Source organism: Enterococcus sp. AMC1623 (assembly GCF_058216495.1).
Map to the genome: position 1 here is coordinate 3,274,482 of NZ_CM177096.1, position 21,021 is coordinate 3,295,502.

The 21,021-nt window shown below is 35.1% G+C and carries 25 protein-coding genes, 1 tRNA gene and 2 other annotated features (1 of these 28 cut by a window edge); all 26 genes read left to right on the top strand.

Annotated elements, in window-relative coordinates; all coding sequences use genetic code 11:
* Window positions 1-44 (bottom strand) — a binding site (T-box leader); it reaches 165 nt to the left of the window's first position.
* 110 nt (window positions 45-154) lie between these two features.
* The 26 genes from AC4BC7_RS16075 to AC4BC7_RS16200 all read left to right on the top strand — a co-directional run bounded on the left by AC4BC7_RS16075 (window position 155) and on the right by AC4BC7_RS16200 (window position 20,879).
* A complete protein-coding gene (locus AC4BC7_RS16075) occupies window positions 155-850 on the top strand; it encodes an O-methyltransferase (protein ID WP_207941670.1) in 696 nt (231 codons plus the stop codon).
* Between the two features lie 104 nt (window positions 851-954).
* Window positions 955-1,028, top strand: a tRNA-Arg gene (locus AC4BC7_RS16080).
* A gap of 255 nt (window positions 1,029-1,283) precedes the next feature.
* Window positions 1,284-1,691 carry a MarR family winged helix-turn-helix transcriptional regulator gene (locus AC4BC7_RS16085; protein ID WP_207941671.1) on the top strand — a complete coding sequence of 136 codons (408 nt, stop codon included), beginning with the start codon at window positions 1,284-1,286 and terminating at the stop codon, window positions 1,689-1,691.
* Between the two features lie 15 nt (window positions 1,692-1,706).
* Window positions 1,707-2,345 (top strand): nitroreductase family protein, encoded by a 639-nt coding sequence (locus AC4BC7_RS16090; protein ID WP_490503386.1) that lies wholly within the window; start codon window positions 1,707-1,709, stop codon window positions 2,343-2,345.
* A gap of 39 nt (window positions 2,346-2,384) precedes the next feature.
* Entirely contained in the window at window positions 2,385-2,744 is a 360-nt protein-coding gene (locus AC4BC7_RS16095) for a DUF1304 domain-containing protein (RefSeq protein ID WP_490503387.1), read from the top strand.
* Window positions 2,745-2,841: 97 nt separating this feature from the next.
* The gene (locus AC4BC7_RS16100; protein ID WP_279381661.1) at window positions 2,842-2,970 is read left to right on the top strand and encodes a cysteine hydrolase family protein; all 129 of its coding nucleotides are present in this window, start codon (window positions 2,842-2,844) and stop codon (window positions 2,968-2,970) included.
* Window positions 2,971-3,309: 339 nt separating this feature from the next.
* A complete protein-coding gene (locus AC4BC7_RS16105; protein WP_490503388.1) occupies window positions 3,310-3,861 on the top strand; it encodes a DUF3267 domain-containing protein in 552 nt (183 codons plus the stop codon).
* A gap of 122 nt (window positions 3,862-3,983) precedes the next feature.
* Entirely contained in the window at window positions 3,984-4,823 is an 840-nt protein-coding gene (locus tag AC4BC7_RS16110) for a transporter substrate-binding domain-containing protein (protein ID WP_207941675.1), read from the top strand.
* Entirely contained in the window at window positions 4,823-5,491 is a 669-nt protein-coding gene (locus tag AC4BC7_RS16115; protein WP_207941676.1) for an amino acid ABC transporter permease, read from the top strand. Before AC4BC7_RS16110 ends, AC4BC7_RS16115 begins: the two co-directional genes overlap by 1 nt.
* Window positions 5,492-5,741: 250 nt before the next feature.
* A complete protein-coding gene (locus tag AC4BC7_RS16120) occupies window positions 5,742-6,923 on the top strand; it encodes a SulP family inorganic anion transporter (RefSeq protein ID WP_490503389.1) in 1,182 nt (393 codons plus the stop codon).
* Between the two features lie 83 nt (window positions 6,924-7,006).
* Window positions 7,007-7,288, top strand: a complete 282-nt coding sequence (locus AC4BC7_RS16125; RefSeq protein WP_207941678.1) for a hypothetical protein — start codon at window positions 7,007-7,009, stop codon at window positions 7,286-7,288.
* A 346-nt stretch (window positions 7,289-7,634) separates the two neighbouring features.
* Window positions 7,635-9,158 carry a 2-isopropylmalate synthase gene (locus AC4BC7_RS16130; RefSeq protein ID WP_490503390.1) on the top strand — a complete coding sequence of 508 codons (1,524 nt, stop codon included), beginning with the start codon at window positions 7,635-7,637 and terminating at the stop codon, window positions 9,156-9,158.
* Window positions 9,155-10,198, top strand: a complete 1,044-nt coding sequence (gene leuB / locus AC4BC7_RS16135) for a 3-isopropylmalate dehydrogenase (RefSeq protein ID WP_207941680.1) — start codon at window positions 9,155-9,157, stop codon at window positions 10,196-10,198. Before AC4BC7_RS16130 ends, leuB begins: the two co-directional genes overlap by 4 nt.
* 33 nt (window positions 10,199-10,231) lie before the next feature.
* Window positions 10,232-11,611, top strand: coding sequence for a 3-isopropylmalate dehydratase large subunit (leuC, locus tag AC4BC7_RS16140; RefSeq protein ID WP_207941681.1), 1,380 nt, complete (start codon window positions 10,232-10,234; stop codon window positions 11,609-11,611).
* Between the two features lies 1 nt (window position 11,612).
* Window positions 11,613-12,200, top strand: coding sequence for a 3-isopropylmalate dehydratase small subunit (leuD, locus tag AC4BC7_RS16145; protein WP_207941682.1), 588 nt, complete (start codon window positions 11,613-11,615; stop codon window positions 12,198-12,200).
* Between the two features lie 84 nt (window positions 12,201-12,284).
* Window positions 12,285-12,357 (top strand) — a sequence feature (ribosomal protein L21 leader region).
* Between the two features lie 19 nt (window positions 12,358-12,376).
* Window positions 12,377-12,685, top strand: coding sequence for a 50S ribosomal protein L21 (gene rplU / locus AC4BC7_RS16150; RefSeq protein WP_016175703.1), 309 nt, complete (start codon window positions 12,377-12,379; stop codon window positions 12,683-12,685).
* 25 nt (window positions 12,686-12,710) lie between these two features.
* The gene (locus AC4BC7_RS16155) at window positions 12,711-13,049 is read left to right on the top strand and encodes a ribosomal-processing cysteine protease Prp (RefSeq protein ID WP_207941683.1); all 339 of its coding nucleotides are present in this window, start codon (window positions 12,711-12,713) and stop codon (window positions 13,047-13,049) included.
* Window positions 13,050-13,067: 18 nt separating this feature from the next.
* A complete protein-coding gene (rpmA, locus tag AC4BC7_RS16160; RefSeq protein ID WP_016175701.1) occupies window positions 13,068-13,361 on the top strand; it encodes a 50S ribosomal protein L27 in 294 nt (97 codons plus the stop codon).
* A gap of 240 nt (window positions 13,362-13,601) precedes the next feature.
* Window positions 13,602-15,680 (top strand): BglG family transcription antiterminator, encoded by a 2,079-nt coding sequence (locus AC4BC7_RS16165; protein WP_207941684.1) that lies wholly within the window; start codon window positions 13,602-13,604, stop codon window positions 15,678-15,680.
* A gap of 22 nt (window positions 15,681-15,702) precedes the next feature.
* Window positions 15,703-16,011 (top strand): PTS sugar transporter subunit IIB, encoded by a 309-nt coding sequence (locus AC4BC7_RS16170; RefSeq protein WP_207941685.1) that lies wholly within the window; start codon window positions 15,703-15,705, stop codon window positions 16,009-16,011.
* 25 nt (window positions 16,012-16,036) lie between these two features.
* Window positions 16,037-17,320: a PTS sugar transporter subunit IIC gene (locus AC4BC7_RS16175; protein WP_207941686.1), complete on the top strand. Its 1,284-nt coding sequence runs from the start codon at window positions 16,037-16,039 to the stop codon at window positions 17,318-17,320.
* Window positions 17,321-17,332: 12 nt separating this feature from the next.
* Window positions 17,333-17,725, top strand: coding sequence for a tetratricopeptide repeat protein (locus AC4BC7_RS16180; protein ID WP_207941687.1), 393 nt, complete (start codon window positions 17,333-17,335; stop codon window positions 17,723-17,725).
* A gap of 19 nt (window positions 17,726-17,744) precedes the next feature.
* Complete coding sequence (locus AC4BC7_RS16185) at window positions 17,745-18,623, top strand: class II fructose-bisphosphate aldolase (RefSeq protein WP_207941688.1); 879 nt, start codon at window positions 17,745-17,747, stop codon at window positions 18,621-18,623.
* Complete coding sequence (locus tag AC4BC7_RS16190; RefSeq protein WP_207941689.1) at window positions 18,616-19,224, top strand: AAA family ATPase; 609 nt, start codon at window positions 18,616-18,618, stop codon at window positions 19,222-19,224. Before AC4BC7_RS16185 ends, AC4BC7_RS16190 begins: the two co-directional genes overlap by 8 nt.
* Window positions 19,225-19,357: 133 nt before the next feature.
* Complete coding sequence (locus AC4BC7_RS16195) at window positions 19,358-19,894, top strand: sigma-70 family RNA polymerase sigma factor (protein WP_490503391.1); 537 nt, start codon at window positions 19,358-19,360, stop codon at window positions 19,892-19,894.
* Window positions 19,869-20,879: a DUF4179 domain-containing protein gene (locus tag AC4BC7_RS16200; RefSeq protein ID WP_490503392.1), complete on the top strand. Its 1,011-nt coding sequence runs from the start codon at window positions 19,869-19,871 to the stop codon at window positions 20,877-20,879. Before AC4BC7_RS16195 ends, AC4BC7_RS16200 begins: the two co-directional genes overlap by 26 nt.
* The last annotated feature ends 142 nt before the right edge of the window (window positions 20,880-21,021 follow it).

Consider the following 21,021-nt stretch of genomic DNA (forward strand, 5'->3'; position numbering starts at 1 on the left):
CTCTAAAACATATTTTTGATAGTAATCCAAATCCTGTCTATAGACTAATAGGAATTGCTCAAAAAAGCAAGTAGAAGTTTTTAATGAGAAAAGATTGCAGGTTGTCGCTGAAATTCGTATAATGAAAAACAGTGAATAAGTAGGAGTGTAAAACATGAGAAACGAAATGATGTATCGACCAGTTGTAAAACCCGAACTTGTCGAATTTTTACGTAATGAACAAAAACAATTAGCTGGTGAACTGGGTCAAATTGAAAAAGAAGCCAATGAAAATGAAGTACCGATTATCCCCCATGAAACAGTTGTTTTTATGCAATTTTTATTAGGTCAAATTAGACCAAAGCAAGTGTTGGAAATTGGAACAGCACTGGGATTTTCTTCTAGTTTAATGGCGCAATATGTTGGAGAAGACGGGCATGTTACCACCATTGATCGCTTTGATGTCATGATTCGTAAAGCGAAAAAAACTTATGAACGTCTTGGCTTAGAAGATAAAGTAACGTTATTAGAAGGTCAAGCAGCAGATATTTTACCAGAATTAACAGGTCCATATGATTTTATTTTTATGGATAGCGCTAAGTCAAAATATATTGAGTTTTTACCAGAGTGTTTACGCTTGTTGAAAAAAGGTGGCGTATTGATGGTAGATGATGTGTTTCAAGGAGGAACAGTGTTAGATCCAATCGAAGAAATTCCTCGGAATCGTCGTACTATTCATCGTAAACTAAAACGATTTTTAGATGTCATTAATACACACCCTGATTTAACAACGAGTTTGGTACCATTAGGGGATGGGATTGCTTTAATCACCAAAGAAGCAGATGAAGTTGTGATTGAACCTGTAGAATAAGCTGTTTTTTAAGGTGTCTTTTTTTGGCACCTTAAAAAATAACAGAAAAACAATTGACATTTATAAGGAATTTCCATATAATAATTTTTGTTGCTAAAACATCTGTCATAGTAGCTCAGCCGGATAGAGCATCCGCCTTCTAAGCGGACGGTCGGGGGTTCGAATCCCTCCTGTGACGCTAATTAAGCCTTAGAAACGTTGGTTTCTAAGGCTTTTTTTGTTTTTTGTGCCAAAAAATTTTATAACGATGATATTTTGCCTTAATTAATTAATGTTTAACACACAGCTGCTATTTTCTAGCAGTTTTTTTGTTTTATAGCGTATATTCACACGTATGAATCACCAATGCAAGCAAAGTAATTTACAAATTAAATTCTTTTCTGTATATTTGATGAATCAACTGTTGACTAGTCAAATGTAGAAGGGAGTTAATATGAATCTTAGAAAAATTAGTAAATTATTTTATCAGCTAAAGTTGGCGAATCAAGAAATGACCGCCAAGTTTGAAAAAGAAACGGGGTTTAGTATTACTCGTTATGAACTAATGATGTTTTTAAAAGAAAATGGGCAATGTTCGCAAACTATTCTACAAAAAGAATTGAAAATTGATAGTGCCGCAGTAACGAGACATCTAAAAATACTAGAAGATAAGAATTATGTAACTCGTGAAAGAAATCAACAAAACAATCGCGAAGTTTTTGTAAAGATTACAGCTAAAGCTTTCAACGAGTTAGAAACTTGTGAAAAAAAATATAGTTCTTCTGAAAAACAAATACCTGTATCACTTAATGATCAAGAAGGAGAACTTCTCTTAGAATTATTAACCAAATTAGTGAAATGAAAGAGGCCAATTAATATGTCAAACAACTTAATGAACAATAATTTTTCTGAAATTACTTTTGATAGAAAATCTGTACGTATCTATGATGAATCCTATAAAATTTCTCATGAAGAAATGCTAGAAATGATTCAAGAAGCAACACTTGCGCCTTCATCAGTAAATATGCAACCATGGCGTTTTGTAGTCGTTGAAAGCGAGGCAGAAAAAGCAAAATTAAAACCATTAATTCGTTTTAATACTCGTCAAAATGATACATCTTCTGCAATGATTTTAATTTTTGGAGATATGGAATGTTATGAACGAGGCGAAGAAATTTACGACCAAGCAGTAGCAGAAGGAGGAATGCCTCCAGAAGTCAGAGATCAACAACTAGAAGCAATTATCCCTTACTATAAAAACTTTACTAAAGAAAAAATGAATGACGTTGTAAAAATTGATTCAAGTTTAGCTGCGATGCAATTGATGTTAGTTGCTCGTGCACATGGTTATGAAACAAATCCAATTGGTGGGTTTGAAGAGGATCAATTAGCAGAAGCATTTGGTTTAGACAAAGAGCGTTATGTCCCCGTGATGATTGTATCGATTGGTAAAGCAAAAGAAACGGGTTATTCATCTGTCCGTTTAGCAGCGGAAAAAATTACAGCATTTAAATAAAAGTGGGCAATTAAAAATAACCTTCCAAGGAGGAGAACAATGTCACTTATTTCGACTATATTAATTATTTTTGTCGCCTTAGAATTTTTCTATATTATGTATTTAGAAACTTTCGCTACAACCTCAGCTGCAACAAGTCGTGTATTTAATATGACGAGGGAAAGTTTAGCAGATAAATCATTAAACACCTTATTTAAAAATCAAGGTATTTATAATGGATTGATTGGTGTTGGGTTATTGTATAGTATCTTCTTTGCTACTGCATCGCTGGAAATCAGTCGTTTAATTCTGCTATACATTATTTTCGTTGCTTTATATGGAAGCTTTACAAGCGATAAAAAAATTATTTTCACGCAAGGTGGGTTAGCCATCCTTGCTTTAATATCAACTTTTTTTTAATTATCTAGAAGAAGTTTGGTCTGCAAAGACCAAGCTTCTTCTTTTTTAGCTTAGAATGTTTGTTATAATAGAGATAAATAAACGAAGAGATGAATATATGTGTAAGCTTTCGGATGCTTTATTAGTGATTGATCTTCAAAATGGTGTTTGTCAGGATAGCTATCAACTACAAAAGTTGACGTTACTAGTCAATCAACGAATTGATGAATACAATAAAACTAATTGAGCAATTATTTTTATTCAACATTGTGATTCAAAGTTGATTTATCAAGAGAAAAATTGGGAAATCATTTCTCAAATAAACCAACCAGAAGATGCTTAATTTGTTCAGAAAAAACATGCTAGTGCAAGATTTACAACAGTTATTGACAAAAATTGATGTAGAATCCATCGAAACATGTGAGACACAAACAGAATATTGTGTGGATTCAACGATTAAAGTTGACGCTTCCTAACGCAATAACGACAATGGATAATAAGTATATGTCAGCAGCAAAGACTATTCAATTTTATGAAAATATTTGGGACCGACGTTTTGTAGATTTTATATAAAGGAGGGCTTTCTATGGGGAATGAAAAGAGAATTTTATTAAAAGAAATCAACCTATTAGAAAACAAAAAGTTGATTTGGGGATTAAACATCGCCGGAATTATATTGTTTTTTGTTTTCTTTTTTATCTTTTCTAAATTGGGCTTTTTATATTCTGCCTCGCTCTATCAAACATTTGATTTTTGGGCATTGATGTTGGGGGTTATCCTCTTTTTGGGTTTAATTATTATTCACGAGCTTATTCATGCTGTTTTTTTCAAAACTTTTCAGCCAACAAAAAAGGTGAAATTTGGTTTTAAGAATGGGATGGCTTATGCGACAAGTCCTCATTCGTATTATAAAAAACACCAATTTATTATCATTTGTTTAGCACCCTTTATTATTATTACAGCAGGACTAATTGTTTTTTTCTTATTAAACATCTTGCCAGCGAGTATGTTTGCTTTTTTAGTTGCTTTGCATGGAGCTGGATGTGTCGGTGATTTTTATTTCACCTATTTAATTTTGTTTGCTCCCAAAAACATCTGGATAGAAGATACAGAACAAGGAATCAATTTTTACTATTAGGCTGTGTGAGCAGTCTTTTTTTCTGTATCACTTCATTGGTAATCCCTTCCAATATCGGGTATAATCAAAATGTTACGATATGTAACAGATAAAAAAACTGTTATAATTTTGGAGGGGAAAACATGAAGAAATGGTTAGTGGTAGCAACACTTCTTACAGCAGGTTTAGTATTAACTGCATGTGGAACAAAGGAAAAAGAGGGACAAGATGAAAGTTGGGGAAAAGTTGAAGAAGCAGGTAAGTTAACTGTATCAACTTCAGGGACACTTTTTCCATCTTCTTATTATAATGATAACAATCAATTGGTTGGTTATGATGTTGATTTGGCAAAAGAAGTAGCGAAGCGCTTAGATGTCGATATTGAATTCAAAGAATATAATGTTGATGGTCAAATTGCTGCATTACAACGAGGAGAAGCCGATTTTGCAGCAAATGATTTTGGTTTATCGGGCGACCGTAAAGATAAATTTAGTTTAAGTACACCAATCAAATATTCATTCACAAGTATGATTGTACGTGAAAGTGATGATTCAGGGATTCATTCACTCGAAGATTTAAAAGGCAAAAAAGCAGCAGGTGAGCCGAACACTAGTTACATGAAGTTAGCAGAAAGCTATGGTGCTGAGTTAGTTGTTTATGATAATGCAACGAACGATCAATATTTAACCGATGTCGCAAATGGTCGGACAGATGTTATTATCAACGATTATTATTTACAAAAAATGTCTGTAGGTGCTTTGCCTGATATTCCAGTAAAAATTTTAGAAGATGTTTATTTTGATTTAGATCATACAGGATTTTTATTTGTCAAAGAAAACAATGAATTACGCGAAAAAGTAGATACAGCGCTAAAAGAAATGAAGGAAGATGGCACGCTTGCTAAAATTTCAGAAGGATATTTCCAAACAGATGTCTCTGAAAAACCAAAAGAAGATTTGCTTGAAAGTAAAAAGGCCGAGTAATGTATATTCCAACCTTTGATTTTCAATTGATGTGGGAATCGCTCCCCTTTATTTTAGGAGGCTTATCTTATACAATTGGGATTGCGTTTGCTTCGTTTTTCTTTGGAAATCTTTTGGGAATCTTATTTACAACTCTGAGCTTTCTTCCAAATCGTTGGTTGAATCGTGTCATTCGAGTGCTGATTTCTTTTCTACGAGGCGTACCAGCGCTGGTCATTTTGTTTTTATTATATTTTGGCTTGCCATATCAATTAGATGCGCTGACAGCGACAATTGTTTGTTTTAGTTTAACAAGTAGTGCCTTTATTGGTGAAATTTATCGAGGATCAATTGCCGGAGTGGATCGCGGGCAGTGGGATGCGGCCTATGCGTTAGGGTTTTCATTTCCAAAAGTTATGCGTTCGATTATTTTGCCGCAAGCGTTTCGTATTTCTATCCCCGCACTAAGTAATGTGGCGATGGATTTAGTTAAAGGAACGTCTTTAGCTGCAATGATTACGATTCCAGATATTTTTCAAAAAGCTAAAATTGTTGGCGGACGAACATTTGATTATATGTCGATGTATGTATTAGTTGCGATTATTTATTGGTGTATTTGTTTACTTATTGAATATGTACAAAAGTATTTAGAAGACTATTATCTACGTCGTTATGGGACCATAAAATGAGGATACCTCCTTGCTTGGCGAGGAGGTTTTTTTGTACATAAACTTGAGGACGACAAATGAAATAAAAAATTTGTAGGATGTTATTCATGCAATCAATGAACCATCAGAGATAGACCCTCAATCAGAATATTAGAAGCGTTTTTTTGAGAAATCACACGTTCGTTGATTTTTTTACAAACAGTATCTTTCATCTTAGCTTTCATTTGTGATAAGATAATAAGGTTTTCAAATGAACTAAAGGAGTTTAAAGATGTTGTTTCAAATTAAAAAAAATGAATGGTTGGGCAATGAACGTAATGATTTGTTTGCGGGGTTAGTGTCTTCCGTGGCAATTTTACCAGAAGTGATTGGTTTTGCAATTATTGCTGGCGTGCCGCCAATCGCTGCGTTGTTTGCTTCAGCGATTACGCTGTTAGTGGTGACGTTTACGGGTGGGCGGCCAGCGATGGTTTCAGCTGCTGCCGGTTCAATGGCGCTGGTAATCGCAGGTTTAGTAAACTCACATGGCTTGAATTACATGATTGCTGCAACAATTTTAACGGGGATTTTACAAATGATTTTCGGCTTTCTAGGAATTCATAAGTTGATGCGTTTTATTTCTAAAACGGTGATGTTTGGTTTTGTTAATGCTTTGGCTATTTTAATTTTTATGGCACAAGTCCAACAATTACCCGGTCAAACGTGGGCTTCTTATGCAATGGTTATTGTGAGTATTGGTTTGATTTATCTGATTCCTCGGTTTATAACGGTTGTTCCTTCTGCGTTAATTGTGATTGTGGTGATGACCATTGTTGCCTTTTTATTTAAAGGAAATTTACAGACCGTAGGGGATTTAGGGGCGATGAATGATATCACACCGACTTTGGCATTACCAGTTGTCCCATTGACATTAAAAACATTATGGATTATTTTGCCAACTTCACTAGCGTTAGCTATGATTGGTTTGATTGAGTCGTTATTGACCGTGCCGATTGTAGATGAGATGACTGATAGCAAAAGCGACAGCCAGCGTGAAGTCAAAGCACAAGGATTAGCCAATATAGTGACTGGTCTTTTTGGCGGACAAGCTGGTTGTGCCATGATTGGTCAAGCAGTTATTAATGTGAAGTCTGGTGGACGTAAACGATTATCCACATTTATTTCAGGCATGACTTTATTGCTATTTATCTTTGCATTAAAAGACTTGATGGTGGGTATTCCAACGGCTGCTTTGATTGGGATTATGATGACCGTAGCGGTGGATACCTTTGATTGGGAAAGTTTGCGTTTATTTAAAAATCGTGAATTCAAAGAAAGTTTCATTTTGTTTATTACCGTTGCTGTGATTGTTTATACACATAATTTAGCAATTGGTATTGTATTAGGTGTTCTTTTAACAAGTATTACGCACCTCCAATTTTTTGCAAAAGTCAGCAACAGCTCTAATGATTAGAGCTGTTTTTCGTCTATTAGGACCCTCTGTATTGCCAAATACCAGAATTTGTGTATAATTTTACAAAAAGGAGTGTGATGCAAATGGCAAAGAAAGTAAAGGTAATTGAAAGTTTATGTCAAGACGGTTATGAAAGTGGTTATGCAAAAAACAAAAATTATGAATTTAAACGTGAGGATAGTGTGGTTTCTTTATTATCCAAAGGGAATGTTTTATGCCGATTTGTCATTACCGGTTATCGACAAGGACAAGTAGCAGAAGTAAATGTTTCGAATCGTCATGAAGCAAATGCTGTAACAACATTTGTCCAATATTTTGGCTCAGAGGATGAATTTGAGGCAGCAAAAAAGGCAGCAAAAAAGTAAAACTACCCTAGCTAACTTTAGGTTAAATGCCTAAAGTTAGCTATTTTTTATTTTATGCCGAAATATTCAGAAAATTAAAACAAAAGTATTGACTTATTTTTTCTTTTTCGGTATCTTTTTATCAAGAACTTATTGATTAGGTGGTTATTATGAAAAATACAATAGTAATTTCAACAACTACATTTTTATTATTATAGTCCAGGACTCTTTTCTAGTTTACATTTAAGAAGAGTCCTATTCGCATTGCATAAAGGAAATCCTTTGTGGAGTGCTTTTTTTATTAGTAAGAAATTATACGTAGAAATCATCCTAAAAAAACGATGGAAAAAAGAGAGGTAGAAGTGCAATGAGAAAAATACAATTTTTTGATACAACCCTACGAGACGGGGAACAAACACCCGGTGTGAATTTTAATACCAATGAAAAGGTTCAAATTGCCCTTCAACTTGAAAAGTGGGGAATTGACACAATTGAAGCTGGTTTCCCAATTGCGTCACCTGGTGATTTTGAAGCTGTTCAAGCAATTGCAAAGGTAGCAACAAAAATGACCGTTGCTGGTTTGGCACGTTGTCAGAAAAAAGACATTGATCGTGCTTACGAAGCATTGAAGGATGCTAAACATTCACAACTCCATGTTTTTTTAGCAACTAGTGATGTTCATATGAAATATAAATTGAAAATGACACGTGAAGAAGTGTTGGCCTCCATTAAAGAGCATGTGAGTTATGGAAAAGAACGTTTCGACAAAGTTCAGTTCTCGCCAGAAGATGCGACTAGAACAGACAAAGAATTTCTTTTAAAAGCTGTCCAAACAGCGATTGATGCAGGTGCAACAATTATTAACGTACCGGATACAGTCGGTTATTCCAATCCAACTGAATATGGTGCATTGTTTGCTTACCTAATCGAAAATATTCAAAGTGAAGAAGAAATCATTTTCTCTTCTCATTGTCATGACGATTTGGGAATGGCAACAGCCAATGCTTTGGCGGCGATTGAAAATGGCGCAAAACGTGTGGAAGGAGCCATTAATGGCATCGGTGAACGAGCTGGTAATACGGCTTTAGAAGAAGTTGCCGTTGCTTTGCACATTCGTAAAGATTTTTATGAATGTGAATCCAATATTGTATTGAGTGAAACAAAACGTACGAGTGATATCGTTGCTCGCCTTTCAGGTTTTGCTGTTCCTAAAAATAAAGCGGTAATTGGTGGGAATGCCTACGCTCATGAATCAGGTATTCATCAAGATGGTGTCTTAAAAAATCCAGAAACTTATGAAATTATTACACCACAGCTTGTAGGAGTTCATACAAATTCACTTCCTTTAGGTAAACTATCTGGTCGTCATGCGTTTGTTACGAAAATGGCAGAATTAGGTTATGAATTATCGGAAGAAGAAGTGAAAAATCTCTTCAAGAAATTTAAAGAACTAGCCGATAAGAAAAAGCAGATTACCGATGAAGATTTAATTGCACTACAAGCGGATGAAGTTCGTCGTAGTGAAGAAACTTACAAGCTAAAAACAGTTCAATTACAATATGTATCAAACGGCTATCAAGGAGCGGTTGTTTCTATTGAAGACGACAACCAAGAAGTTCATACTGCTTCTGCTATTGGTGCCGGAAGTATTCAAGCAATTTATAATTCGATTGATCAAATTTTTAATCAACAGCCGCGTTTGGTTGACTATGAGATTACAGCGTTAACTAGCGGCGAAGATGCCCAAGCAGAAGTTCATGTATCGATTGAATGTGAAGCAACAAAAGAACGGATTAATGGAATTGGTGTAGATTTTGACGTATTACAAGCTTCTGCTGAGGCATATACCCAAGCAAGTGCTATTCTTAAAGAAAAAGGGGAACGCAAATGAAAAAAAAGATTGTCGTTTTAGCAGGTGATGGAATTGGACCAGAAATTATGGCAAGTGGTGTCACCGTCTTAAAAAAAGCTGTAGAGCATGCAAACATTACTTTTGAATTTGAAGAACATCCTTTTGGTGGCGCGGGAATTGACGCTAAAGGTGAACCATTACCACAAGATACACTAGTTGCTTGCCAGCAAGCCGATGCCATTTTATTAGGAGCAATTGGTGGTCCTAAATGGGAACAAGCAGAGAAAACGCCAGAACAAGGATTATTGGCTTTACGTAAAGCATTAAATTTATTTGCAAATATTCGTCCGATTTCTGTTCCAAATGCGTTGTTACCACTTTCTCCTATTAAAGAACATATCGTCAAAGGAACGGATTTTGTTGTTGTTCGAGAATTAACAAGTGGTATTTATTTTGGTGAACCACGTCACTTAGGAGAAGAGGAGGCGTTTGATACCAACCGTTACCAAGAAGTTGAAATTCGTCGCATTATCCGTAAGGCGTTTGAGATTGCTCAAGGACGTCGCAAACATGTCTTGTCAGTGGATAAAGCGAATGTATTAGCAACCAGTAAATTATGGCGTAAAATTGCCGAAGAAGTCGCTCAAGAATTTCCAGATTGTACGTTAGAACATCAATATGTTGATTCAGCAGCAATGCGAATTGTACAAAATCCAACTGCTTTTGACGTAGTTGTAACAGAAAATCTGTTTGGAGATATTTTGAGTGATGAAGCATCTGTTTTGCCAGGTACATTGGGGGTTTTACCGAGTGCCAGCCACAGTGAATCAGGCGTTTCCTTGTATGAACCAATCCACGGCTCTGCACCAGATATTGCGGGGCAAAATATTGCGAATCCTGTCTCAATGATTTTGTCGGCTAGTTTGATGCTACGTCAATCATTTGATATGAACGAAGAAGCAGATCGAATAGAAAAAGCTTGTTTTGAGGCGATGGAAGAAGGCATTTTAACAAAAGATTTAGGTGGGAATACAACGACTACAGCATTTACACAAGCCATTCTAGAAAAATTAACGTAATTGTGAAATCAAAAAATTAAAGGAGGCTTTCACATGGGAAAAACACTATTTGATAAAGTCTGGGAACGTCATGTCGTCAGTGGTGAAGAAGGAGAAGCGCAACTCCTTTATATTGATTTACAAATGATTCATGAGGTGACATCACCTCAAGCGTTTGAAGGATTGCGTGAAGCTGGTCGTAAAGTTCGTCGTCCCGATAAAACATTTGGTACGATGGATCATAATGTACCAACAAAAGATATTTTTAACATTACTGATTTAATTTCAAAAAAACAAATTGATACGCTAAGAAGAAATTGTGAGGAATTTGGTATTACTCTTTGTGATAATGGTTCTGCTCGTCAAGGGATTGTGCATATGGTCGGACCTGAAGTAGGTTTAACACAACCGGGGAAAACGATTGTCTGCGGGGATTCTCATACAGCGACACACGGAGCATTTGGCGCGATTGCTTTTGGGATCGGTACAAGTGAGGTAGAACACGTTCTAGCAACGCAAACTATTTGGCAAAAGAAACCTAAACGCTTAGGTATTCATGTTACCGGAAAGTTGCGACCAGGCGTTTATGCCAAAGATATTATTCTAGCCTTGATTGCGACATACGGTGTTGATTTTGGAGTTGGCTATGCAGCAGAATTCTATGGCGAAACCATTAAAAATCTAACAATGGAAGAACGAATGACCATTTGTAACATGTCGATTGAAGGCGGCGCAAAAATGGGCATGATGGCTCCTGATGAGAAAACTTTTGAATATGTTCAAGGTCGCGAATATGCACCGAAAGACATGGAAGCTGCAATTGCTGACTGGAAAACATTGTATACAGATGAAGATGCAGAGTTTGATCGTATCATCGAATTGGATGCAAACACATTGGAACCATATATTACTTGGGGAACGAATCCAGAAATGGGTGTGTCTATTAATACACCATTTCCAGAAATCAAAGACCATAACGATCGCCTAGCTTACGAATATATGGACTTGCATCCCGGTCAAAAAGCAGCAGACATCAATATCGAATACGTCTTTATTGGGTCTTGTACGAATGGTCGTCTATCCGATTTACAAGAAGCTGCCAAAATCTTAAAAGGTAAAAAAATTAAAGAAGGCGTGACTGGAATTGTTGTTCCTGGCTCACGACCAGTCCGACACGCTGCCGAAAAAATTGGCTTAGATAAAGTTTTTATTGAAGCGGGATTTGAATGGCGTGAACCAGGATGTTCGATGTGCTTGGGAATGAATCCAGATAAAGTCCCAGAATTTGTGCATTGTGCCTCAACTTCTAACCGGAACTTTGTTGGTCGACAAGGAAAAAACTCACGAACACATTTGTGTAGCCCTGCAATGGCAGCAGCTGCAGCAATTAACGGTCGCTTTATTGATGTACGAGAAATTATAGGAGGGGAATAATATGGAACCTTTTACAGTCTATGAGGGGAAAACAGTTCCCTTTATGAATGATAATTTAGATACGGACCAAATTTTACCGAAAACATACCTAAAGTTAATTGAAAAAACAGGCTTTGGAGAATTTTTGTTTGATGATTGGCGGTATATCAAAGGCAGAAAACCAAACCCAGATTTTATCTTAAACTTTCCAGAATATAGTGAAGCGTCTATTTTGATTTCAGGTGATAATTTTGGTGGAGGGTCTTCTCGGGAACATGCGGTTTGGGCGATTTCAAACTATGGTTTTCGTGCAGTCATTGCTGGAAGCTTCGGTGATATTTTTTATATGAATTCGTTAAAAAATGGGTTATTGCCAATTTCTTTGCCACGACCTGCACTTGAACAGCTTGCTGCACTTACTCCAACGGATAAAATTACGATTGACTTACCTAATCAAAAAGTTGTTTCTGGTGAAAATGAATATTCATTTGACATTGACTCAACTTGGAAGCACAAAATGTTAAACGGATTAGATGAGATTGGAATCACGCTAAAAGAAGACGAAGCTATCACAGCTTATGAGAAAACTATTCCGGCTTATTGGCAATAAGAAAATATTTTGGAAAAATTTCAAAACTTTTCATTGACGTGAGAATTGTTTTTTGATAAAGTAGTATTGTTGTAATTGTGGACTCCACAGCTACAACCGCACAGAACAAGTTATTAAGTACAATTTGTCGCTTGGGATGGCGAGTCTAAGTATATTACAAGGAGGTGCTGTATAGCATGTACGCAATTATCAAAACTGGTGGTAAACAAGTAAAAGTTGAAGTTGGTCAAGCAATCTACGTTGAAAAATTAGACGTTGAAGCAGGACAAAAAGTAACTTTTGACGAAGTAATCTTAGTGGGTGGCGAATCTACAAAAGTTGGTGCTCCAACTGTAGCAGGTGCAACTGTTGAAGGAACTGTTGAAAAACACGGTAAACAAAAGAAAGTTGTAACTTACAAATATAAACCTAAAAAACACACTCACCGTAAACAAGGTCACCGTCAACCTTACACAAAAGTTGTTATCGAAGCAATTAACGCATAATTCTTACAAAAAAGTAGGGTAAGCTATGATTAAAGGAACATTTAAACGCAATGATTCTGGTAGAATCGTTTCATACGAGATTACAGGACATGCGAATGCTGGAGAATATGGCAATGATATCGTTTGTGCAGCTGTTTCAGCTTTAGCGATTAGCGCCGTGAATGGTATTGAAGCCTTAGCAGGCATTCAGCCCATTCTTGAGGTTAATCATGAAGAAGGTGGCTACTTATATGTAGAAGTACCGACTGGAATGACGCAAGAACAAATGAATATCGTACAAATTCTAATAGAGAATTTATTGTTGGGTCTTCAAGCTGTTCAAGAAGAGAATAGCGAATATATCCAAATTAACACACAATTATAACCACAGGAGGTGCATCTCATGTTGATGAAAATGAATTTACAATTATTCGCCCACAAAAAAGGTGGCGGTTCTACATCTAACGGACGTGACTCTGAATCTAAACGTTTAGGCGCTAAACGTGCAGACGGTCAAACTGTTACAGGTGGTTCAATCCTTTATCGCCAACGCGGTACTAAAATCTATCCAGGCGTAAACGTAGGTATTGGTGGAGACGATACTTTATTTGCTAAAGTTGACGGCGTAGTACGTTTCGAACGTAAAGGTCGCGACAAAAAACAAGTATCTGTATACCCAGTAGCTCAAGAAGCTTAATTAGATATTTTTTAGCTAGAAACTTTTCGAAGTTTCTAGCTTTTTTTGTTGTAAGAAAACCGTACTTTAATTGCATCATTGATTTGAGTTTAATCACTTCGCTTTTTGACGTTTGATTAAGCTCTTTTTTTGTATTTTTTTAGTTAACGCTTACATTTTTGCTCGATTAAGATGCAAAAATCTCTACTAACAATCGAGTAGGCGAGCACCTATACTATAGTCAGAGAAGGAGATAAGCTCATGAAAGATCGAACAATTAAGCTGATAAGAAAATTTCTATATTCTGATTTTCCGATTAGCATCGATACGCTTAGTGAAGAATTTCAATTAAGCAAACGAACGATGAGAAATGAAATAAATCAACTGAATACGTATTTTATCGATAATGATTTCCCTGTTTTACAAACAATTCGTGGGAAAGGTTTGCGACTAACAATGACAGAGCAGAAAAAAGAAGCGCTTATTGAATTAATTGGTCGCGATGTTCATGATGAGATATTGACTCGTGATGAACGACTGTTAGATTTAATTCTTTCTATTTCACTCGGAAAAAAGAAAGTATTTCTCTATCAAAAAGAAGAGGAATTACAAATTTCTAAAAGTACCTTAGACGAGGATATGCGACGGTTACGTCAGTTGTTAACAAAATATACTGTCGAAATTTTAAGTATTCCCAAACAAGGGTTAGTACTGAATGGCAAGGAACGCAGTATTCGAACAATGATTTATTCGTTTATCAATAAAATGGTAGATAATTTTACTTTAACCGATGAGATAAAAAATCAATCAGTCAAACAGCAAATTATTTTTAAATATATTTCTTTAGAAGTATTTAAAAAGATTGATCAAATTTATGGTGAGTCGATTTCAGCAAGTGAAGATAATTTGTATCGAAAAAATCTCGTCTTATTTACTGGAATTTGGTTGACTCGTTTTCAAAATAAACAGAGTATTCAATCGCCCGATTGGTCACATAAAGAAACACATGCTTCTCAAGAAATTCAAGAGTTTGTTCAAGCGATTTTTGATAAATTTTCGATTCAGGATGCAGCAAATGAATACAAGTATCTCACCTTTATTTTAGATACCTTTAACCCTAAAAATATGAGTACATCTATTGAATGGGTGCAAGCACAATTGCTTTCAATTCAATTAATTCAACATGTTGAAAATGAAACACATATTCCATTTACTAAAAAAGAAGCGGATTTGCAAGAAGGCTTGTATCAACATATTGGTAGTTTACTCAGTCGTTTGCGATATGATGTGCAATTTGCTAATCCTTTGAAGGAAACAATCAAAGCCAATTATGACACCATTTATCGAGCAGTGGAAAGTTTTACACCTGAATTTAACAAGGTTTTAAAGAAACAATTGACTGAAGATGAAATTGCTTTTCTCACGATTCATTTTTCAACCTCTTTAAGTGAATTGAATCAAGAATTGACTTATTTTTATCGAGCGGTAGTGATTTGCAATCACGGATTGGCAACTGGCAAGCTATTATCAGAAAACCTTAAAGAGTTATTTCATATTGAAGTATTAGCCGTTTTAAGTTCACGTGAAATCGAACTAATCAAAAAATTAGATGTTGATTTTGTCTTTTCTACGGTCTCTATTGAAATCAAAAATAAACCATTATTGATTTTAGAACCAATTATTAAAGAAGATAGCAAAGAAGCCATCGCTGCATTTCTGAGTCAACATTCGCAATATCGTCGTTTATCGAATGAACATAGAGATTCGACACAGTTATTCTCAGACATTTTAACGTTGTTTGATAAAAAAACTTCACAAAAAGTGGAATGTCAGTACCAAGAATTGGAAAAAATATTTAGAAAAAATCACTTAACGATTAATAAAAGGGAGTTGCAGCCTATGATTCAGGATGTCTTAAAAGATGAAAATATTTTGATGAATGTTGAAGCAAAGAATTGGAAAGAATTAATTACAAAGGTTTCTCATCCATTGCTGAAAGAAAGGATTATTACAGAAAATTATATTCAAGCGATGATTGATTCTGTTGATGAATATGGTCCTTATATCGTAATTGGTAAACACCTTGCCCTAGCACATGCTAGACCAGAAGATGGCGCAAATAGTTTAGGGTTAAGTGTTGCGACAGTTAAGTCAGGTGTGGAATTTGGTCATGAGGAAAATGATCCCGTCAAAATTATTTTTTGTTTATCAGCAGTCGATTCGTTTTCACATCTTAATATTATGCGTCATTTGATTGATTTAATTAATGATGAAGAAAAATTAAATCAACTTGTTACTACTAAAACAATAGATGAGTTTAAACAAACTCTCTTTAATTAAAAGAAGAATAGGAGAATGAATAATGGGTAAAAAGATTGATATTTTATTTGTATGTGGTGCTGGATTAGGAAGTAGTTTTGCAGCACAAATGTCAGCAGAGGATGTTTTAAATAAATACAATGTTAGTGCCAAGTTAGATCACGTGGACATTTCAACAGCAGCATCTATGCAACCGGATATTATTATCACTGCACAAAATTTTAAATCACAATTTGAAAAATTCAATATTGATGAAAATAAAACAGCGATTGTTTATTTGAAAAATATTGTGTCAAAAGTAGAAATTGAAGAAAAACTAGTTCCAGTTTTACAAGCAAAAGGCGCTTTATAAAATCAAGTTGAAAGGAATGAATGAAATGGGCGTTATAAATTTTATTATTGAAAACATTTTAACACAGGCATCCATTACGATTGCATTGATTGCAATGTTAGGATTAATTTTGCAAAAAAAATCAATGGGACAAGTAATTTCAGGAACGTTAAAAACGTTACTAGGTTTCCAAGTATTAAGTGCAGGTTCAAGCATTATTGTAGGTAGTTTGACTTATTTTGGGGAAATTTTTACAGCGGGATTTAATATGCAAGGAATTATTCCATCGATTGAAGCAATCAATGGACAAGCGATGAACGAACTTGGTTTAGGGCGAGATATTGCTTTAACGTTTTTAGCTATCTTTATTTTTAATATTTTAATTGCACGCTTTACGAAGTGGAAATATATCTTTTTAACAGGTCAAGCGATCTTATGGATGGCGACAATGACAACGGTTTTTGGTTTCTTTGCTGGCTTGCGAGGGATTGTCTTAATTTTGGTAGGTGGGCTTGTTGGTGGCATTTTTGCTGTGGCGATGCCAGCGATTGCACAGCCAATTATTCGTAAAGTGACGGGGTCAAATGATATTGCCTTAGGTCATTTTTGTACGATTGGTTATCTATTTGAAGCAGGTGTAGCAAAAATTTTTGGTGAAAAAGGTGAAAATAAAAAATCAATTGAAGATATTAAATTACCGTCTTCCTTTGAATTTTTACAAGATACCTATCTTTCTGTCATGGTGGTAATGGTACCTTTGTATGTGATTACAGCAGTATTTGCGGGTCCCGGAATTGGCGAGCATGGCGCACAACATTATTTGATGTTTGCCTTTTTACAAGCTATTCAATTCGTTGTTGGTGTGTATGTGTTATTAGCAGGTGTGCGTTTATTGTTAGGTGAAATTGTCCCTGCTTTCCGAGGAATTGCTATGAAATTAGTACCCGATGCAATTCCTGCGTTAGATTGTCCAGTATTTTTCCCATATTCACCAAATGCGGTGATTTTAGGATTTATTACAACGACAATTGGAACAATCATTGCGATGTTTACGTTGCCAGCTTTTGGGTTAGCAATGATCTTACCAGGAATGTTAACTAACTTCTTCGCTGGTGGGACAGCTGGTATTTTTGGGAATGCAGTTGGTGGTCGTCGAGGTGCGATTATTGGAGGAATTGCTCACGGCTTCTTCATTACCTTATTACCTGCACTGCTTGTTACTATTTTTAATAGTATGGGCTTTGTTAATGCAACCGCAACAGATGTTGATACAGTAGTAGCTGCTTTATTATACGCTTGGATTTTAAGCCCAATTTTAAAAATGTTCTAAGGAGGAATTTAGATGTTTGGTTTCTTTAAGAAAAAAACAAAAGAAAAGCAACCTGAACAACCCGTTTTATCAGAAGAACGTAGAATAGAATTGTTGGCGTTTGTTTCTAAAAAAGAACATGAAATGAAGCAGCTAACGTCTGATGAGCAATTAGCTAAATTATATGAAGAAATAGGCTTAGCTTATGCAGAATTAGAAGACGAACAGGCAATTCCAACGTTAGAGAAAAGCCTCGAGTATAAATTAACTATGGGCGATGGTTATAAAAAACTAATGAGTCTTTATAATGCAAAACGAGCAGAAGCCGCACGAAATGGCGATGATACTGGAATTGAAAAATATATGAACAAAATGGATGATATGCGTCAAATAGCAAAAAAATTAACCATTACCGGTGGAAAATAAGTACAAAGGATGGAAGAATATGTATAAAACATTAAAAGAAGTCACACAAATAGCAACAGATTTAAATATGACCATTGGTGCGTTTAATACGCACAACTTAGAAATGCTTCCAGAAATGATTCGAGCGGCAAAAGAGATGGGAAGTCCGATTATTATTCAAACAAGTATTGATACAGCAAAATACATCGGTTATAAAGTAGTCGTAGCTGTAGTCAAAGAAATTGCAGAAGATGAAATGGTTGATGTTGCCTTGCATTTAGATCATGCACGTGATTTTAATGAAATCAAAGCAGCAATTGATGCGGGGTATTCTAGTGTTATGTATGATGGTTCACATTTACCATTTAAAGAAAATATTGCTAAAACCAAAGCAGTCGTTTCTTACGCTCAGGCTCATGGGGTATCTGTGGAAGGGGAACTTGGAACAATTGGAGGAACGGAAGAAGGAATTTCAGTAGCTGAAAATGATAAAGTCTATACACGTCCAGAAGATGCTGTGGAATTTGTCAAACAAACCGGTATTGATGCCTTAGCAATTGCGATTGGTACAAACCATGGACAGTTCAAGTCAAAAACTGAAGTGAATATTCCATTATTAAAAGAAATTCATAAGGTAGTGGATATTCCTTTGGTCATCCATGGAGGAACTGGCGTCAAAGAAGAAGACTATCCAGAGTTAATCAATCATGGCATTCGTAAATTTAACGTTGGCACCGAACTATTAGTTAATTGGACAAAACAAGCAAAAGAATCGTTTGGAGAAACAGAAGTCAACAAATCCTTGCGTCACAATATCATTCCTGCTAATTTAACTGTTAAAGAAATTGTCAAACATAAAATTAGTTTATTTATGAATATCGATGAACCACTAAAAATTGGTGTTGGGACGAATGGATAAGTATCTGATTTTATTAGCAGGTAGTCCAGCAACTGGAAAGAGTTATTTGGTCAATCAGATAAAGCAGGTATTGCCGGATATATTTAGTATTACCCCAGATGAGATTAAAGAAATTTTGGCGGATTCAGTGGGTTTTAATAATCTAGCAGAGAAAAAAGAACTTGAAAAGGAAGTATGGAAATTTTATTATCAAGTTCTTGGCTTGTACATGGGTATTGGCAAACGCTTTATTCTATCCGAGTATCCTTTTTCCGATAAACAGAAACAACAGTTGGTAGAGTTGACAACAACGTATGATTATCAAGTGATTACGATACGTTTAGTGAGTGACTTCGAAAAATTATGGGCACGACGAAAACTTCGTGACGTTCAATCAGATCGACATTTGAGTCATATCAGCACACATTATCATTTTGGTGATCAATTAGAAAATCGCGCCTTAGCAGATGATTTAATTACCAAAGAAGCTTTCAAAAAAATCATTGAAGAAAGACAATACAACCATTTCTCACTAGGGGCTTTATATGAATATGATGTATCAGATTTTTCTAAAGTTGATTATACGGGATTGCTACAAAAACTTGCGAATTTAAATACGTAAAGTGGACGATTGTTCGTTCACTTTTTTTGTTGTACTGTCAATCTAATAAGGATGAACAGTTATTTGAAAATAAATCCTCACTTTTGAAACTTTTTCCATAAATAAACCGTCTAATAAGTAAGGAGGGAAAACTATGAAGGAGATAAATTTGGTTAAATTGTCAAAAAAAGGGGATTCGAATTCGTTTGAAGTACTTTTGTTAAGTTATAGTGAGCAACTCTATAAAATGGCTTTTTTATATGTGGGGAATCGAGAAGATGCATTAGATATTGTTCAGGAAACTTCCTATAAAGCATATCGTTCAATTCATAAATTAAAAAAAGAAAAATATTTTTCGACTTGGCTCATGCGCATTCTTATAAATACAGCTTATGAACATCTACAGAGTAATCAACGAACATTCACCTTGGACGCTATCGCTGAGAATTTTCAAGTAGAAGAGAAGGATTTGGTAGCCGTTATGGATTTAATGTCAGCGATTCAACAATTAAGAAAAGAATATCAAGACGTACTAATTTTATTTTATTTTCAAGATATACCTATTAAAGAAATCGCAAAAATTTTGGCGATTCCTGTAGGTTCTGTAAAAACCTATTTATTTCGAGGGAAAAATGAATTGAGAAATCTAATGAAAGGAGAGATTAATGATGGAGAAGAAAGGTTTTCATAAGTTATATCAAGCAATTGACATTCCGACAGTAGAGTTAGAAAATGCAATAAAAACAGGGATTACTCAAGCAGATAAACCAAAAAGAAACATTATTTGGTTTTCTTTTGGTATGTATACTCTAGCAACAGTTAGTTTGATTATGGCGACATTTATTATTACGCCGATTTCTGAAGTTTTAGCTAATGTTCCAGTGATTGGTTCATTCTATAGTCGTTTTCAAGATTTAATTGGAAATGAGTTAGACAAACAAAACTTGATAACCGAATTAAATGAAGAAGCAATTGATGATGGGATTAAGGTGACAATTTCTGATGCCTATTTTGATGGTGGAACAGTTGGAATTAGCTTTAAGATAAAGGGTGACATTAACCCAGATCATATGGGTAGTTTTACAGCGACGTACAAAATTTTTAATGGTGATTCTAGAATTTCAGAAACCCAAGAAATTACGTATCTTGAAAAAAATGTAGAAGGTTATCAAGGACATATCATGCTTGTTTATCCATCAGAAGTTTCAGCAAGTGAGGTGCGTGTTCCTATAGAGTTTATAGAAATTGGTAAACAAAGTGGTCGATGGAAATTTGATGTACCAGTTACACAACTAACGTATCAAACCATCTCACTGGCGGAAAAAAGAGAACATATAACGGAACAAATCGCACTTGAATTTACTTCTATGTATGTAGGGCAAGCTTCGGTAGCTATTAACTATACCGCAACATTTTCAAAGAATAACCAATATAATCAAGTACGCTTAGGTCTTTATGACAAAGAAGGCAATGAGATGAATAATATTGTTAATGGGATTCGTTTGAATGAAGAAATTATAAATGACAAGCTTGTAATTCAAGGAAGAACAATGATTTTATTTCCTGTTCAAGAACAAACTGCTTTTATCACTGTTAAACCGCAAGTTATTACTAGAGAAAGAGGGGGAAATGATCCTATTGAATTTTCATCATTTAACATAAACTTTCATCCATAATACGTCTTTTATTTGTTAAAAAAAACAACGCATAGTATAGTAAAGGTGAAAAGAAGATATCTTCTTTTCACTACCCAAGTTCATAAAAAGGACGTGAAGTTATGGAAAACGCATACCGAAGTAACTTGTATAAAAGGAAAGT

What these genes read in the sequence shown, in the direction of transcription:
- AC4BC7_RS16075 (WP_207941670.1), top strand. Translation starts at nt 155, where the DNA reads ATGAGAAACGAAATGATGTATCGACCAGTTGTAAAACCCGAACTTGTC.
- AC4BC7_RS16085 (WP_207941671.1), top strand. Translation starts at nt 1,284, where the DNA reads ATGAATCTTAGAAAAATTAGTAAATTATTTTATCAGCTAAAGTTGGCG.
- AC4BC7_RS16090 (WP_490503386.1), top strand. Translation starts at nt 1,707, where the DNA reads ATGTCAAACAACTTAATGAACAATAATTTTTCTGAAATTACTTTTGAT.
- AC4BC7_RS16095 (WP_490503387.1), top strand. Translation starts at nt 2,385, where the DNA reads ATGTCACTTATTTCGACTATATTAATTATTTTTGTCGCCTTAGAATTT.
- AC4BC7_RS16100 (WP_279381661.1), top strand. Translation starts at nt 2,842, where the DNA reads ATGTGTAAGCTTTCGGATGCTTTATTAGTGATTGATCTTCAAAATGGT.
- AC4BC7_RS16105 (WP_490503388.1), top strand. Translation starts at nt 3,310, where the DNA reads ATGGGGAATGAAAAGAGAATTTTATTAAAAGAAATCAACCTATTAGAA.
- AC4BC7_RS16110 (WP_207941675.1), top strand. Translation starts at nt 3,984, where the DNA reads ATGAAGAAATGGTTAGTGGTAGCAACACTTCTTACAGCAGGTTTAGTA.
- AC4BC7_RS16115 (WP_207941676.1), top strand. Translation starts at nt 4,823, where the DNA reads ATGTATATTCCAACCTTTGATTTTCAATTGATGTGGGAATCGCTCCCC.
- AC4BC7_RS16120 (WP_490503389.1), top strand. Translation starts at nt 5,742, where the DNA reads ATGTTGTTTCAAATTAAAAAAAATGAATGGTTGGGCAATGAACGTAAT.
- AC4BC7_RS16125 (WP_207941678.1), top strand. Translation starts at nt 7,007, where the DNA reads ATGGCAAAGAAAGTAAAGGTAATTGAAAGTTTATGTCAAGACGGTTAT.
- AC4BC7_RS16130 (WP_490503390.1), top strand. Translation starts at nt 7,635, where the DNA reads ATGAGAAAAATACAATTTTTTGATACAACCCTACGAGACGGGGAACAA.
- leuB (WP_207941680.1), top strand. Translation starts at nt 9,155, where the DNA reads ATGAAAAAAAAGATTGTCGTTTTAGCAGGTGATGGAATTGGACCAGAA.
- leuC (WP_207941681.1), top strand. Translation starts at nt 10,232, where the DNA reads ATGGGAAAAACACTATTTGATAAAGTCTGGGAACGTCATGTCGTCAGT.
- leuD (WP_207941682.1), top strand. Translation starts at nt 11,613, where the DNA reads ATGGAACCTTTTACAGTCTATGAGGGGAAAACAGTTCCCTTTATGAAT.
- rplU (WP_016175703.1), top strand. Translation starts at nt 12,377, where the DNA reads ATGTACGCAATTATCAAAACTGGTGGTAAACAAGTAAAAGTTGAAGTT.
- AC4BC7_RS16155 (WP_207941683.1), top strand. Translation starts at nt 12,711, where the DNA reads ATGATTAAAGGAACATTTAAACGCAATGATTCTGGTAGAATCGTTTCA.
- rpmA (WP_016175701.1), top strand. Translation starts at nt 13,068, where the DNA reads ATGTTGATGAAAATGAATTTACAATTATTCGCCCACAAAAAAGGTGGC.
- AC4BC7_RS16165 (WP_207941684.1), top strand. Translation starts at nt 13,602, where the DNA reads ATGAAAGATCGAACAATTAAGCTGATAAGAAAATTTCTATATTCTGAT.
- AC4BC7_RS16170 (WP_207941685.1), top strand. Translation starts at nt 15,703, where the DNA reads ATGGGTAAAAAGATTGATATTTTATTTGTATGTGGTGCTGGATTAGGA.
- AC4BC7_RS16175 (WP_207941686.1), top strand. Translation starts at nt 16,037, where the DNA reads ATGGGCGTTATAAATTTTATTATTGAAAACATTTTAACACAGGCATCC.
- AC4BC7_RS16180 (WP_207941687.1), top strand. Translation starts at nt 17,333, where the DNA reads ATGTTTGGTTTCTTTAAGAAAAAAACAAAAGAAAAGCAACCTGAACAA.
- AC4BC7_RS16185 (WP_207941688.1), top strand. Translation starts at nt 17,745, where the DNA reads ATGTATAAAACATTAAAAGAAGTCACACAAATAGCAACAGATTTAAAT.
- AC4BC7_RS16190 (WP_207941689.1), top strand. Translation starts at nt 18,616, where the DNA reads ATGGATAAGTATCTGATTTTATTAGCAGGTAGTCCAGCAACTGGAAAG.
- AC4BC7_RS16195 (WP_490503391.1), top strand. Translation starts at nt 19,358, where the DNA reads ATGAAGGAGATAAATTTGGTTAAATTGTCAAAAAAAGGGGATTCGAAT.
- AC4BC7_RS16200 (WP_490503392.1), top strand. Translation starts at nt 19,869, where the DNA reads ATGATGGAGAAGAAAGGTTTTCATAAGTTATATCAAGCAATTGACATT.